General features: G+C 65.8%; 13 protein-coding genes and 1 pseudogene. 5 read left to right on the top strand and 9 right to left on the bottom strand.

The window, feature by feature from the left end:
• Positions 1-24 precede the first annotated feature (24 nt).
• Entirely contained in the window at positions 25-1,113 is a 1,089-nt protein-coding gene (locus tag ACFQXB_RS06645) for a polyamine ABC transporter substrate-binding protein (protein ID WP_377401037.1), read from the top strand.
• Between the two features lie 310 nt (positions 1,114-1,423).
• Here the strand turns inward: ACFQXB_RS06645 and ACFQXB_RS06640 are convergent, their stop codons facing one another.
• The gene (locus tag ACFQXB_RS06640) at positions 1,424-2,410 is read right to left on the bottom strand and encodes a 2-hydroxyacid dehydrogenase (protein ID WP_377401034.1); all 987 of its coding nucleotides are present in this window, start codon (positions 2,408-2,410) and stop codon (positions 1,424-1,426) included.
• Between the two features lie 116 nt (positions 2,411-2,526).
• Here ACFQXB_RS06640 and ACFQXB_RS06635 point away from each other — a divergent pair, with 116 nt between their 5' ends.
• Positions 2,527-3,027, top strand: a complete 501-nt coding sequence (locus tag ACFQXB_RS06635; RefSeq protein WP_377401031.1) for an SH3 domain-containing protein — start codon at positions 2,527-2,529, stop codon at positions 3,025-3,027.
• 295 nt (positions 3,028-3,322) lie between these two features.
• Entirely contained in the window at positions 3,323-4,204 is an 882-nt protein-coding gene (locus ACFQXB_RS06630) for a cation diffusion facilitator family transporter (protein ID WP_377401028.1), read from the top strand.
• 1 nt (position 4,205) lies between these two features.
• On the opposite strand, the gene ACFQXB_RS06625 is transcribed toward ACFQXB_RS06630, so the two are convergent.
• The 8 genes from ACFQXB_RS06625 to ACFQXB_RS06590 all read right to left on the bottom strand — a co-directional run bounded on the left by ACFQXB_RS06625 (position 4,206) and on the right by ACFQXB_RS06590 (position 12,412).
• Positions 4,206-6,221, bottom strand: coding sequence for a M3 family metallopeptidase (locus ACFQXB_RS06625; protein ID WP_377401025.1), 2,016 nt, complete (start codon positions 6,219-6,221; stop codon positions 4,206-4,208).
• Positions 6,222-6,273: 52 nt separating this feature from the next.
• Entirely contained in the window at positions 6,274-7,059 is a 786-nt protein-coding gene (locus tag ACFQXB_RS06620) for an amino acid ABC transporter permease (protein WP_377401022.1), read from the bottom strand.
• Positions 7,060-7,090: 31 nt separating this feature from the next.
• On the bottom strand, positions 7,091-7,873 hold the full coding sequence (locus ACFQXB_RS06615) for a transporter substrate-binding domain-containing protein (RefSeq protein WP_377401018.1): 783 nt from the start codon (positions 7,871-7,873) through the stop codon (positions 7,091-7,093).
• A 62-nt stretch (positions 7,874-7,935) separates the two neighbouring features.
• The gene (locus tag ACFQXB_RS06610; RefSeq protein WP_377401015.1) at positions 7,936-8,985 is read right to left on the bottom strand and encodes a HesA/MoeB/ThiF family protein; all 1,050 of its coding nucleotides are present in this window, start codon (positions 8,983-8,985) and stop codon (positions 7,936-7,938) included.
• Positions 8,985-9,452, bottom strand: a complete 468-nt coding sequence (dut, locus tag ACFQXB_RS06605) for a dUTP diphosphatase (RefSeq protein ID WP_377401012.1) — start codon at positions 9,450-9,452, stop codon at positions 8,985-8,987. Before dut ends, ACFQXB_RS06610 begins: the two co-directional genes overlap by 1 nt.
• Positions 9,449-10,642 (bottom strand): bifunctional phosphopantothenoylcysteine decarboxylase/phosphopantothenate--cysteine ligase CoaBC, encoded by a 1,194-nt coding sequence (coaBC, locus tag ACFQXB_RS06600; RefSeq protein WP_377401009.1) that lies wholly within the window; start codon positions 10,640-10,642, stop codon positions 9,449-9,451. The genes dut and coaBC overlap by 4 nt, the downstream gene beginning before the upstream one ends.
• A gap of 70 nt (positions 10,643-10,712) precedes the next feature.
• Entirely contained in the window at positions 10,713-11,537 is an 825-nt protein-coding gene (locus ACFQXB_RS06595) for a ChaN family lipoprotein (RefSeq protein ID WP_377401006.1), read from the bottom strand.
• Positions 11,534-12,412, bottom strand: a complete 879-nt coding sequence (locus tag ACFQXB_RS06590) for an RNA polymerase factor sigma-32 (protein WP_377401003.1) — start codon at positions 12,410-12,412, stop codon at positions 11,534-11,536. The genes ACFQXB_RS06595 and ACFQXB_RS06590 overlap by 4 nt, the downstream gene beginning before the upstream one ends.
• A gap of 169 nt (positions 12,413-12,581) precedes the next feature.
• On the opposite strand from ACFQXB_RS06590, the pseudogene ACFQXB_RS06585 reads away from it, so the two are divergent.
• Positions 12,582-13,123: pseudogene (locus tag ACFQXB_RS06585) on the top strand (bifunctional adenosylcobinamide kinase/adenosylcobinamide-phosphate guanylyltransferase).
• On the top strand, positions 13,032-13,616 hold the full coding sequence (locus ACFQXB_RS06580; RefSeq protein ID WP_377401000.1) for a histidine phosphatase family protein: 585 nt from the start codon (positions 13,032-13,034) through the stop codon (positions 13,614-13,616). The pseudogene ACFQXB_RS06585 and the gene ACFQXB_RS06580 overlap by 92 nt, the downstream one beginning before the upstream one ends.
• The last annotated feature ends 1 nt before the right edge of the window (position 13,617 follow it).

Below are 13,617 nucleotides of genomic sequence, written 5' to 3'. Positions count from 1 at the left end.
GCCCAATCCAACCGGGAGTGAAGAATGAAAAGAACCGCCCTTCTCAGCCTCTCTGCAAGCCTCATCGCGCTGCCTGCCCTGGCACAGCAGCAGGTGGTACATGTCTACAACTGGTCCGACTATATCGCCGAGGATACGATCGCCAAGTTCGAGGCCGAGACCGGCATCCGCGTGGTCTATGACGTCTACGACAGCAACGAGGTGCTCGAGGCCCGGCTTCTGGCGGGCTCGTCGGGCTATGACGTGGTGGTGCCGACATCGCAGTATCTGCAACGCCAGATCGCCGCGGGCGTGTTCATGCCCCTGAACAAGGATCTGCTGCCCAACCTGTCGAACATGGATGAAGGGCTGATGGCCGCAGCCGCAGCCTATGATCCGGGCAATGAACATGCGGTGATCTACATGTGGGGCACGACGGGGATCGGCTACAACACCGATGCCGTGGCCGAGCGTCTGGGCGAAGACGCGCCGACTGACAGCTGGGCACTGGTCTTCGATCCCGAAATCGCCGCACAGCTTGCCGATTGCGGGATCACCTTCCTCGATTCGCCGCCGGACATGATGCAGACCGCGCTCAACTATCTCGGGCTTGATCCGCTTTCCAACGATGAAGGCGATCTGGAACAGGCGGCGGCCTTGCTTGAATCGGTGCGGCCTTATGTGCGCTATTTCCATTCGTCGCAATACATCACCGATCTGGCCAATGGCGAGGTCTGCGTTTCGGTCGGCTGGTCGGGGGATGTGTTCATCGCCGCTGATCGTGCCGAGGCCGCCGGCAACGGCATCGACATCGGCTATTCGGTGCCCGTCGAAGGGGCGATGCAATGGTTCGACATGATGGCCATTCCGGTTGACGCGCCGAACCCCGAGGCAGCGCATGCCTTCATCAACTTCATCATGAAGCCCGAGATCACGGCTGACATCACCAACTATGTCTACTACGCCAATGCCAATGCGGCATCGCTTGATCTGGTAGACGAGGAAATCACCAGCGATCCCGCGATTTTCCCGCCGCAAGAGGTGCTCGACAAGCTGTTTCCAACCGTGGTGCGTGACGCCCGGACCGAGCGGATCGTGACGCGGCTCTGGACCCGGGTCCGCACGGGGCAGTAAGCTCCCGGCCAGGGCCGAACGTTGACCCTGGCCTTTGCCGATAAAGGCGGTAGGCCCCAACGCGATTGGCGCGGTAATATCTGTGCCTGTCGGCAGCGCTGATCAGAAGCGGCGCTGCCCAGGGGGTGCGATCGTCGGTCAACGGCCTTCGCCCGCGTGTCCAGGCATTGCGCCTTCCAGGTGCCCTTGCCGGCGGAACACCTGTCCTTTGCGCATGGCACAACCCCCGCGCGCGTCAGCGCGCCCGGCCCAACGGGATGAGGCGCGCGAGCGCCGAAGACGGGCGGGAGCGCCCCGGCCACGGTTCGGCTCAGGGGCCGCCCGGCAGCACCTGGTCAGGCGGGCGAAGCCCGTCGGCGAAGGCGCGGATGTTGATAATGACCTTCTCGCCCATCTCGATGCGCCCCTCTGTCGTGGCTGATCCCATATGCGGCAGAAGGACCACATTCGGCAGCGCGCGCAGGCGTGGATTGACCTGCGCACCCTGTTCGAACACATCAAGCCCGGCGCCCGCAATCTCGCCCGCGCGCAACATCCGGGTCAGCGCGTTTTCGTCGATCACCTCCCCGCGCGAAGTGTTCACGATCACCGCGCCCGGCTTCATCAACTTGAGCCGCCGCGCGTTCATCAGGTGGAAGGTCGAGGGCGTGTGCGGGCAGTTGATCGAAATGATGTCCATCCGCGCCACCATCTGATCCAGGCTTTCCCACCATGTTGCCTCCAGCGGCTGCTCGATCTCGGGCCGCAGTCGCCGGCGGTTGTGATAATGGATCTGCATGCCGAAGGCCCGCGCCCGGCGCGCTACCGCCTGCCCGATCCGTCCCATGCCCAGAATACCCAGCCGCCGCCCGGCGATGCGGCCGCCCAGAAGGGCTGTGGGCGACCACCCCGGCCATTGTCCGGTCTGCATCATGGCCATGCCTTCCGGCATCCGGCGCACCACCGCGAGGATCAGCGCGATCGTCATGTCGGCCGTGTCTTCGGTCAGCACCCCTGGCGTATTGGCCACCAGGATCCCCCGCTGCCGGGCCGCAGCCACGTCGATGTGATCAATCCCCGCGCCGTAATTCGCGATCAGCTTGAGCTTCCCTCCCACGCCCGCCAACAGCTCGGCATCGATCCTGTCGCGGATCGTCGGCACCAGCACATCGGCGCGCTGCATCGCCGCCAGCAGCTCGTCCCGCGTCATCTGCGTGTCGGGATCGCGCAAGGCCACGTCGAACAGCTCTTTCATCCGCGTTTCGACAGGCTCGGGCAATTGTCGCGTCACCACAACGCTGAGACGTTCGTGGGGCATCAGGATCCTCGCTACTTTTCAAACCGGCGCCATGCTGGCAAAGTGCCGGATAGCCGGGCGGGGCACAAGCACCGGCAACGAAACAGGCCGTATACGGCCGGGCAGATGGGCAAGGCATGAAACGGATTCCGGGGGCGGCTCTGACCGCGATTTTCTGCATCACGCTTGCTGGCGCGCCATGGGCGCAGGAACGGGGGCCGGTAACCAATCTGCCCCTGCCGCGTTATGTCTCGCTCAAGGGTTCGGAAGGGAATGCACGGCGGGGCCCCGGCCTCAGCCACCGCATCGACTGGGTCTTTACCCGCCGCGACATGCCCTTGCGCGTGACGGCCGAGCATGAACATTGGCGCCGGGTCGAAGACCGCGATGGCGCCGGCGGCTGGGTGCATTACGCGCTGCTTTCGGGCGTGCGCACCGTCATCGTTGACGAAAACATGCTTGCGCTGCATGCCCGGCCCGATCCGAACTCGAACGTCACGGCCTATGTCGAGGCCGGGGTGATCGCGCGGGTGAACCAGTGCCGCGCCGACTGGTGCCGCCTCAGCGCCGACGGCGCGCGTGGCTGGGCCTTGCGCAGCGCGCTCTGGGGCGTTGACCCGGGCGAGGATTTCGACTGACCGGGGGCAAGGGAACAAGCGCGGCCGGTATGTCATGACAGACAAGTGCGACCATCCGAGTGCGATTACGCCACGCTCGGCTGGCCAAATCAATGAGCCGAGTCCAACGACAAGATATCAACCGCGCCGAGTTTGAGTATGACAGTTCAGATCGGGCGGGCCCAGAAGATCGGGTTCAGATCATCAGGTTCGGACGGGCGGGTTCAGCGGGGCCACCCGACCGGACGGCCATCACGGCCCTTGCGCGAATCCCTTGGGGCCGTTACGGCAGCGGCCCGTCCGCAAAGGAACCACCATGCGCGAGCGTAACAACAGACAGCTGAACATGTCGGCCGGGATGGCATCGGTGGCGGTCGCATCGGTTCTTGTCGCGCTCAAGCTCTGGGCACTGGCCGAGACAGGGGCCTTGTCGGTTGCCGCCTCGCTCGCCGACAGCGCGCTGGATCTCATGATCTCGGGTGCAGGGCTTGCGGCGATCATCTATGCCGCCCGCCCGCCTGACGAGGATCATCACTTCGGCCATTCCTCGGCCGAGGATCTGGCCGCCCTTGGGCAGGCCTTGTTCATCCTGACTTCTGCAGGTGTCATTGCCTTTGCAGCCGTGGCACGGCTTCTGTCCAGCAACCCGGTCCGGCTTGAGGCCGAGGGGCGCGGCATTGTCGTGATGGGCCTTGCGATCATGCTGACGCTCGGGCTGGTGATCTGGCAGGGGCATGTGGCGCGCCGGACCGGAAACCGCGTCGTCAAGGCCGACCGGTTGCATTACCTCGCCGATCTTGTTCCGAACATCGGGGCGATCGTTGCGCTGCTGGCCTCTTCGCGTCTTGGCGTCACGCAGGTGGATTCGGTTGTGGCACTGCTGGCCGCGGCGCTCCTGGTCCGCGGGGCGGTCGGGATCGGCCGGGGCGCGTGGGACGCGCTGATGGACCGCAGCGCCGCACCCGAAGTCGTCTCGGGAATCGAGCAGATCGTTACGGAATGGCCGGGCGTGCATGGTCACCATGACCTCAAGACGCGCACGGCCGGATCGCGTCTGTTCGTACATCTTCACATCGAGCTTGACGGATCCCAGTCGCTGGACGAGGCCCACGCCATCAGCGCGGGCCTCAAACGGGCGATCCTTGAGGCCTATCCCGGGGCGGATGTCATCATCCACAAGGATCCGGTGCGGGACTAACTCAGGCCGCGTCCAGCCCCCGGCCGCGCAGAAGCGCCTCGACCCCCGGCATCCGCCCACGAAACGCCGTGTAAAGCGCCTCTGCCTCGTCCGACCCCCCGGCGGAAAGGATGTGGCGTTCCAGTTTCGCCGCAAGCGCCGGATCGAACACATCGCCCGCTTCCCGAAAGGCGGCGAAGGCGTCGGCATCCATGACTTCCGACCACATGTAGCTGTAATAGCCGCTGGAATAGCCATCGCCGGAAAAGACATGGGCGAAATGGGGAGTGTCGTGGCGCATGGTGATCGCCCTCGGCATCCCCAGTTCGGCCAGCACCTCGGCCTGCCGCGCCATCGGATCGGCCGGCGCCGCGCCCTCGTGGAATGCCAGATCAACCAGCGCCGAGGCGACATATTCCACTGTCGCAAAACCCTGATCGAAGTTCTGTGCAGCCAGAAGCCGCTCCAGCATCTCGCGCGGCATTGCGTCGCCGGTTTCCACGTGGCGGGCGTGACGCTCCAGAACCTCTGGCACCTCGAGCCAGTGTTCGTAAAGCTGGCTGGGAAGCTCCACGAAATCCCGGGCCACCGAGGTGCCGGAAATGAAGGAATAGGTCACGTCGGACAGGATCTGATGCAGCGCATGGCCGAACTCGTGAAACAGGGTCCGCGCATCGTCATAGGACAGCAGCGTCGGCCGGCCCTTGGCAAAGTTGCAGACGTTGACGACGATCGGGCGGGTATCGCCGCCCAGCCGTTTCTGGCTGCGCATCGCCGAACACCATGCGCCCGAACGCTTGGAACCCCGCGCGAAGTAATCGCCGATGAAAACCGCCATGTGCCTGCCGTCGCGCGTGACCTCCCATGCCCGCGCGTCAGGATGATAAAGCGGCAGGTCCAGCGGCCGGAATGAAAGCCCGAACAGGCGGTTGGCCACATCAAAGGCTGCGGCGATCATTGCGTCCAGTTCCAGATAGGGCTTCAGCGCCGCCTCATCCAGATCGTGTTCGGCCTTCCGGCGCTTTTCGGCATAGTAACGCCAGTCCCACGGCTCCAGCGCGGCGTTGATGCCATCATCCTGCATGAGAGCCGTCAGCGCCCGGGCGTCAGCCTCGGCCTTGCTGCGGGCGGGGGTCCAGACCTGCATCAGAAGGTCGCGCACGGCCCCGGGCGTGCGGGCCATTTCGGTTTCCAGCTTGAAGGCGGCAAAGTCGCGGTAGCCCAGCAACTGCGCCCGTTCCTGGCGCAAGGCAAGAATTTCCGCCGCTATGGCCCGGTTGTCATGTTCATTCCCGTTCGCCCCACGGGCCGTCCAGGCCCGGAATGCCGTTTCGCGCAGATCGCGGCGCGGCGAAAACTGCAGGAAGGGCACAAGAAGCGATCGGCTCAGCGTCAGCACATGCCCCTCCTGCCCGCGCTCCTGCGCGGCCGCGGCGGCCGATGCCACGACGAAATCCGGCAGGCCTTCCAGATCGGCCTGCGCAAGCGGCAGGAACCAGTCACGTTCGTCCGCCAGCAGGTTCTGGCTGAACTGCGTGCCGAGGACGGCAAGCCGCGCCTTCACCTCGGTCAGCCGCGCCCGCGCCGCGCCCTCAAGCTGCGCACCCGCCCGCAGGAACATGCGCCGATAGAGCATCAGCACCCGTGCCTGTTCCGCCGACAGGCCCAGCCCCTCTCGCCCCTGCCACAACGCCTCGATACGCGCGAACAGCGCACGGTTGTTGGTGATCTCTGACGAATAGGCGGCCAGACGCGGCGCGAGATCGCGTTGGAGGGCCTCACGATCAGCCGTGCTGTCGGCGCCGGCGAGATTGAAGAACACCCCCGCCACCCGGTCAAGCAGCGCATCGGCCTGCTCCAGCGCCTCGATCGTATTGGCGAAATCGGGAGCATCGGGGTTTTCGGCAATCGCGCCGATTGCCGCGCGCCCCTCCTCCATTGCCATGTCAAAGGCGGGCCCGAAATCGGCATCGCGGATCTGATCAAACGGGGGCAGGCCGAACGGGCCGGTCCAGGGCTGCAGCAACGGGTTGGTCATGGCGGATCTCCTTTTGCCAAAGGCTAGGGCGCGCGGCGCGCGGATGCCAGCCCTAGCCGCGCCGGCGCAGGCGCTGTTCGAGCCGCCGCAGCAGCAGGGACAGGCCGATCGTCATGGTCAGATAGATCAGCGCCACAACGTTGTAGGTTTCGAAATAACGGAAATTGCCCGCCGCCGTCACCTTGCCGAGCTGCGTGACATCCATCACCCCCAGCACCGACACAAGCGAGCTGTCCTTGACCATGGCGACAAAGTCATTGCCCAGGGGCGGCAGGATCGTGCGGATCGCCTGGGGAAAGACCACGCGGCGAAAGCTTTGCCAGCGCCCGAGCCCAAGCGCCTGCGCTGCCTCGATCTGCCCAACCCCGACCGACAGGATCCCGGCGCGGAACACCTCCGACAGGAAGGCTGAATAGGCGATCGCCAGCGCGATGATGGCGCGCCACAAAAGCGACAGGTCGCGGGTTCGGAACGGCTCGAACCCCAGGGGCGCGGTGATCCAGTTCCACCCCGCGACCAGCGCCGGAGCAAGCACGAAAGCGACATAGAGCAGCAGAACGATGATCGGAATGCCGCGCAGGATCTCGACGTAAAGCCGGGAAAGCTGGCGCAGGATCATGAACCGCGACAGCGCCGCCATCGCCAGCATCAACCCCCAGAGCGCGGCAAGGCCAAAGGCCACCAGCGTCACGAAGACGGTCACGCCGATGCCGCGCGACACGGTCGCCAGAACCTGCGCATAGACGCCGTCCGACACGACGCGCCAGAACAGCCAGCCGCCCAGCAATACCAGGACCACCAGCCACCAGGGAAAATCCTCCTGCCGGGGTGAAGTCATGCCGGGCATCGCCCTCGGCAAGCGCAGCCTGTCACTGGCCCATCTTGTAATCTAGGAACCAGCGCGTATCGAGCGCATCAAGCGTGCCATCCGCCCGCAGCTCCTCGATCGCGGCGTTGATCGGCGCCACAAGATCCGACCCTTTCGGGAAGATGAACCCGAAATCCTCGCTGCCAAGCGGCGCGCCGACGATCCGGAACTGGTCGGGGTTGGCCGCCACGTAGCCCTCGCCCGCAGTGCCATCCGTCAGCACCAGATCCACATCGCCCGCACGCAGCGCCTGCACGCCGGCGCCGAAGGTCTCGAACAGGCGGATGCGCGGGTTGGCCTCATCCCCATCCAGCAGGTCATAGACCGCGACATAGAAGGGGGTGGTGCCCGGCTGGGCCGCCACCAGAAGGCCGGGATCGGCGGCAAAGCCTTCGGCATCGGCAAAGCGCGTCTCATCGGCGCGCACCAGCATCACCATTTCCGAGCGCATGTAGGGGGCCGAGAAATCAACCATCTCGGCGCGATCGTCGCGGATCGTGATCCCGGTCATGCCCATGTCCATCTGGCCTTCCGAAACCGCCGGGATCATCGCCTCCCAGCTGATGTTCTGATAGTTCAGCGTCAGGTTCAGGCGCCGCGCGATCTCGGCCATCGCGTCATATTCCCAGCCGATTGCGGTGCCGCTGGCGGGATCCACGAACTGCAGCGGCGGATAGGCATTCTCGGTCGCCACGACAATCTCGCGTCCGCCAAGATCCGGCAGGTCGGCAACGGCGGCAACGGGTGCCAGCAACACGGCGGCAAGAAGGACGGAACGGATCATCGGCAAGAGGCTCCCCTATGGTTCTGAGGCCAGTATGCGCCCCGCGTCACGACTGTCCAGCCTCAGCCAGCGGCGCACGTCGGACAATCGGGACGTTTGCGCAGCGCAATGGTGCGCGTTTCGGCAAAAAGCGCGTCATGGATCAGCATCCGCCCGCCCAATCCCTGCCCGGCGCCGGCAAGATGTTTGATGACCTCCAGGGCCATCATCGCGCCAATGACGCCGGGAAGGGGTGCGACGACGCCTGCCTCGGCGCAGCTGGGTGCAAGGCCGGGGGCGGGGCGCGTCGGGAAGATGCATTCGTAGCAGGGCGTGCCGGCCTGCGGATGAAACAGGCTGATCTGGCCTTCCCACTGGCTCATCGCGCCAGAGATCAGCGGCTTGCCCAGGGACACAGCGATCCGGTTGGCCAGGTAGCGGGTGTCGAAGTTGTCGGTGCCATCGACGATCAGATCATAATCGGCGAACAGTGCGGGCGCGATATCCTCGGTCAGGCGCCGGTAATAAGGACGGATCGTGACAAAGGGGTTGAGCGCCTCGAGCGCGATCTGCGCGGAAAACACCTTGGGCATGCCGATCCGGGCGTCGGCATGGATGATCTGGCGTTGCAGGTTGGAGTTGTCCACCACGTCATCATCGATGATGCCGATCGTGCCCACGCCCGCTGCCGCCAGATAAAGAAGCACCGGCGATCCCAGCCCTCCCGCGCCCAGCACCAGAACCCGCGATTTGCGCAGTGCCTTCTGGCCGGGGCCGCCGATTTCGCGCAGCATGATGTGGCGTGCATAGCGGTCAAGCTCGGCCGGGCGCATCGTCGCAGGCGTGCTGCCTGCCGTCCCTGCCGGCGCCTCGACGGGCGCGCCGCGCCGGCGCAGCCGGCCCAGCAGCATGCCATAGCCGTAAAGCAGCGCCACGATCCCCGCCAGCACCAGCCAGACGACAGCCGAGCCGCCGGTTGCCTCGCGGATGGGATGGCCTTGGGGCAACACGAGTTGCAGAAGGACGACCGCCAGCAGCAATAGCCCGATCATGGCAAGCCGATGGCGCCGGGGCGCCTTCATGGCCCAGCCCACGCCCCAGATCGTCGCGGCAAGGACAAGGACCAGCGCCATCAGCCGCGCCCGGTGGACCCAAAGCCGCCGGTGCCGCGGGCCGTGCTCGCCAGCGTCTCGGCAAGCTCAAACCGCACCTGCACGACCGGCGCCACCACGGCCTGCGCGATCCGGTCCCCATGGGCAAGTCGGAACGGCTCATCGCCCAGGTTGATCAGGATCACGCCCAAGGGGCCGCGATAGTCTGCGTCGATCGTGCCGGGGGCGTTGGCCAGCGTGATCCCATGCTTCAGGGCAAGCCCCGACCGCGGCCGGATCTGCATTTCATAGCCCTCGGGGATCTCGACGCGCAGCCCTGTCGGGATCAGCCGCCGCTCCTGCGGCGCAAGCGTCAGGCCGCAGTTGCGCAGATCCTCGGGCAGGTTTGCCCGCAGATCCGCACCGGCAGCCCCCGCGGTTTCATAGGACGGAAGCGGCAACGCGCGATCCGCACCTTCATCCCATTGCAGGCGCAGGACCGGGCTCATGCCAAGGCCTCGGCAATGCGGGATGCCAATCGTGTTGCGACAGCGTGTTTGGTCATGCGTGGCCAGGCCTCCTGTCCGGTGGCGGTAATGATCGTCACGGCGTTTTCACTGCCCCCCATGATGCCCGTCGCCGGAGAGACATCGTTGGCAACGATCCAGTCACACCCCTTGCGGGCGCGCTTGGCCGTGGCGTGGGCAATGACATCATCGGTTTCTGCGGCAAAGCCCACCACCAGCCGAGGCCGTCCGTCGCCCAATCCGGACAGTTGGGCAAGAATATCCGGGTTTTCCGCAAAGACCAGCTGCGGCGCGCCGCCGGCGGTTTTCTTGAGCTTGCTGCCACTGTGATTTTCAACGCGCCAGTCGGCGACAGCTGCCGCACAGACCGCCGCATCGGCCGGCAAGGCCTCCAGAACCGCGGCCTGCATTTCCCGCGCGGTTTCCACCCGGACGACCTGCGCCCCCGCCGGGGGCGGTATCGTCGAGGGGCCGGTCACGAAGGTCACCCGAGCGCCCAGCGCCAGCAGTGCCGCCGCAAGTGCCGTCCCCTGCGCCCCGGACGACCGGTTGGCAATGTAGCGTACCGGATCGATCGGCTCGTGCGTGGGCCCAGAGGTCACGATGACATGGCGCCCGCCCAGCGGCCCCGAACCCAGGGCCGCGGCAATGGCCGCAACGATCTCGGCCGGCTCTGCCATTCGGCCCGGGCCGGTTTCGCCACAGGCCATGTCGCCAACCGCCGGGCCGACGACCAGCACGCCATCGGCCTCAAGTAGCGCCAGGTTGCGCTGGGTCGCCGGATGCTGCCACATCCGCACATTCATCGCCGGGGCGATCAGCACGCGCTTGTCGGTGGCCATTAGCAGCGTAGTGGCCAGATCATCGGCGTGGCCCCCCGCCATCCGCGCCATCAGATCCGCAGTCGCGGGCGCCACCACGACCAGATCCGCCGCGCGCGACAGCTGGATATGACCCATCTCGGCCTCTTCGGTCAGATCGAACAGGTCACGATGCACCTTGTGGCCGGCAAGCGCCGATAACGACAGGGGCGTGACGAACTGTTCCCCCGCCCGGGTCAGAACCGGCGTCACCGATGCCCCCTGCCCCTTCAACCTGCGGATCAGGTCAAGGCACTTGTAGGCCGCGATTCCGCCGCCGATGATCAGAAGTATGCGTTTGCCCGCCAGCATATGCGGCCTCCATGATCCAGCGTGCGCCGCCGGTCGCGCAGCACCGGTTTAGGGCCGGCAGCAATGGAACTCAACCGCTTCCGCCAAAAGGGCCGAAGGACGCGCAAGGATCCTCGCGCTCAGGCGCATCCGTCACGATCCAGAGATCGAAGGGCGGATCGGCCTCGGGTGCGCCCTCGAACTGCCCAAGCGCAAGAACCGAAAGCCCGGGGGCCACGCGGGCAAGCTTGGCCGGGATCCCCCAATCGCGGCGCGCATGGCCGGTTCCGGTAATGACGGCAACCGGCCCGCCCGTCTGCTCCATCGCCTGAAGGGCGGCGCGGGCAAGCGCCGCATCGCGCAGGCGCTGGGCTTCGACCATGCCCGGCAGCATATCCCGCGGCAGGGCGGCGCAATGGGCGGCGAACTGCTCCTGCTCGCGCAGGTCCTGTTCCCGGTCGGGCAGCGGTCGGGCAAGCCCATAGGTCGCGGCATCCTCGCCAAAGACAGCCGCAGCACCGTCCTGCATCGCGCGCCGCACCTCATCGCGCGGCAAGGCCCCGCCATAGATCCGCGCCTCGGGCGCGGCCATGAACATCGGATGATAAAGCGTGAATGATGGCCACCCTGATCCTTCCCAGCCGAGTGCCTGCGACAGCGCGTCGGCATCGGTGCGCGGGGCGGATGCACCGGCTGCCGCCTGTTCAGGGGTCAGCATCTCGAACACCAGGGCGCGGGGCGCAAGCGCGCGCACGGCACGCGCCTGGTTCGCATGGTGGACGGGGTTGTCATGCACCTCGCCGAGGATCACCACATCGGCCGGAGGAAGCATCTCCAGTGCCTCTGGCGTTATCTCCGTCGCTGCCCCGCCAAGGGGGATCATCGCGATGACGAAGGACGCAAGCCAGCGTTTCATGCAAGAAAGTTATGGACTTCCCGCGACTGAGCCTCAAGGCTCTTGCGCATCTTGCCGAAGGCCGCCGCTTCAAGCTGACGGACACGTTCCTTCGACAGGCCCAGTTCGGCACCCAGCGACTCCAGCGTCCGCGGTTCCTCGCGCAGCTTGCGTTCGCGCACGATGAAGCGCTCGCGTTCGTTCAGCGACGCCATGGCGACCAGCAACCATTCGCGCAGCCGCGCCGCGTCATGCACCTCTTCCACGAGCTGGGCGGCCTGAATGCCGTCGTCCTCAAGCGCATCGATCCATTCGCGCCCTTCGTCCTCGGTCGATTGGGTGGCGTTGAGCGAATAATCGGATCCCGAAAGCCGCCCCTCCATCATCTCGACATCATGCAGTGGCACCCCGACCTCATGGGCGATCATCTCGCGCAACTGGTGCCCGTCAAGCTGTTCGCCCCGCGCCATCGCTTCGCGTTCAAGCCGCGCCTGAACCCGGCGCATGTTGAAGAACAGCGACTTCTGGCTGGAGGTCGAACCGGTGCGCACCATCGACCAGTTGCGCATGACGTAATCCTGAATGCTCGCCTTGATCCACCAGACGGCATAGGTGGAAAAGCGCACCCCCCGGTCGGGATCGAACTTGTCGGCGGCCTTCATCAGGCCAAGGCCCGCTTCCTGGATCAGATCGTTCATCGGCGCGCCATAGCGGCGAAACTTCGAGGCCATCGAGATCGCAAGCCGCATATAGGCGTTGATCAGCCGGTGCAGCGCCTGTTCGTCACGCCGGTCCCGCCAGGCATAGGCCAGCCGCAGCTCGGTCTCGGCGTCAAGAAGTTCCGCCTTCATCGCGCGGCGGGAAAAACCATGGTCGTTGTAGCCGTCCAGTGCCATTTGAACCCCCGGTCTGGGCCGAAGCCGAAACTCTCTTAACTGTCTGATCACGGGTTGATACGCATGGACCAAACGACCGGATCATTTGAAAGTTCCCCTTAATACTTCCCCTCTCAGCCTTATCATTGGTGGCGCCCGTTCCGGAAAATCCTCGCTGGGGAAAAAACTCGTGTCGCAAAGTGGGCGGCGGCGGATCTATCCGGCCACAGCCCCCGGGGCTTTGACGATGAAATGCGCGACCGCGTTGCGGCCCATCTTGCCGCGCGCGGCCCGGGCTACAACCATCGAGGCACCGCATGATCCCGCCCGCCACCTGCACGATATTCCGGCCGATGCGGCGGTCCTGCTGGATTGCGCCACGCTCTGGCTGTCGAACGTGATGCCGGATAGCGCCGCCTCGGAGCGCGAAACCACGGCGCTTCTGGCCGGCCTTCGCAGCCGCCGGGCGCCGGTGATCGTCATCTCGAACGAGGTCGCCAAGGCGTCGTCCCGGAAAACGCACTGGCGTGCGCATTTCGGGATGCACAGGGGCGGCTCAATCAGGCGCTGTTCGCTGAAGCAGGGCTGGACGCGCTGATAGTGGCGGGCCTGCCGCTGATGCTCAAGGGCAGCTTCCGCCATGACAGAAACGCGTTGGCACTGGATCCGGCACGGCCCGACGCATGCGAGCGCGATGATCGGCTGGACGGATCCGCCAGCCGATCTGTCTGATCGCGGTGCGCTTGAGCGGCTTGCGGCGGCACTGCCGGCGCGCGCGGTGATCCTGTCATCCCACCTGCGCCGCGCGTTCGTCACAGCTGACCGGCTTCAGGGCGACCGGCAGCGCCTGCCCCATTTCCCCACCCTGCACGAGATTCATTTTGGCGCCTGGGAGGACCAGGCCCACGCAGAGGTGGGCGCAAGCTATCCGCAGCTTTTGCGCGCCTTCCGGGAAGCACCGGGCACCATCGCTGCGCCGGGAGGCGAAAGCTGGCGCGACCCTCAGAACCGGGTCAATGCCGCAGTTGACGCGGTATCGTTGGAACATGCCGGGCGCGATATCATCGCGGTGGCGCATGTCGGCGTCATCCTGACCCAGATCGAACGCGCCCTGGGCCTGACCACCCCCGAGGCCTTTGCCCAAAGGATCGAGCCACTGTCGCTGACGCGGATCATCCGCAGCCCGAAAGGCTGGCGCGCCGGCCCGATCAATCATCGTCCGTGAT

The organism is Halodurantibacterium daqingense (genome assembly GCF_042666235.1).
Classification (GTDB): domain Bacteria; phylum Pseudomonadota; class Alphaproteobacteria; order Rhodobacterales; family Rhodobacteraceae; genus Halodurantibacterium; species Halodurantibacterium daqingensis.
The sequence above is the reverse complement of the archived record's forward strand: the minus strand, read 5'-3'. Positions and strand labels throughout refer to the sequence as shown.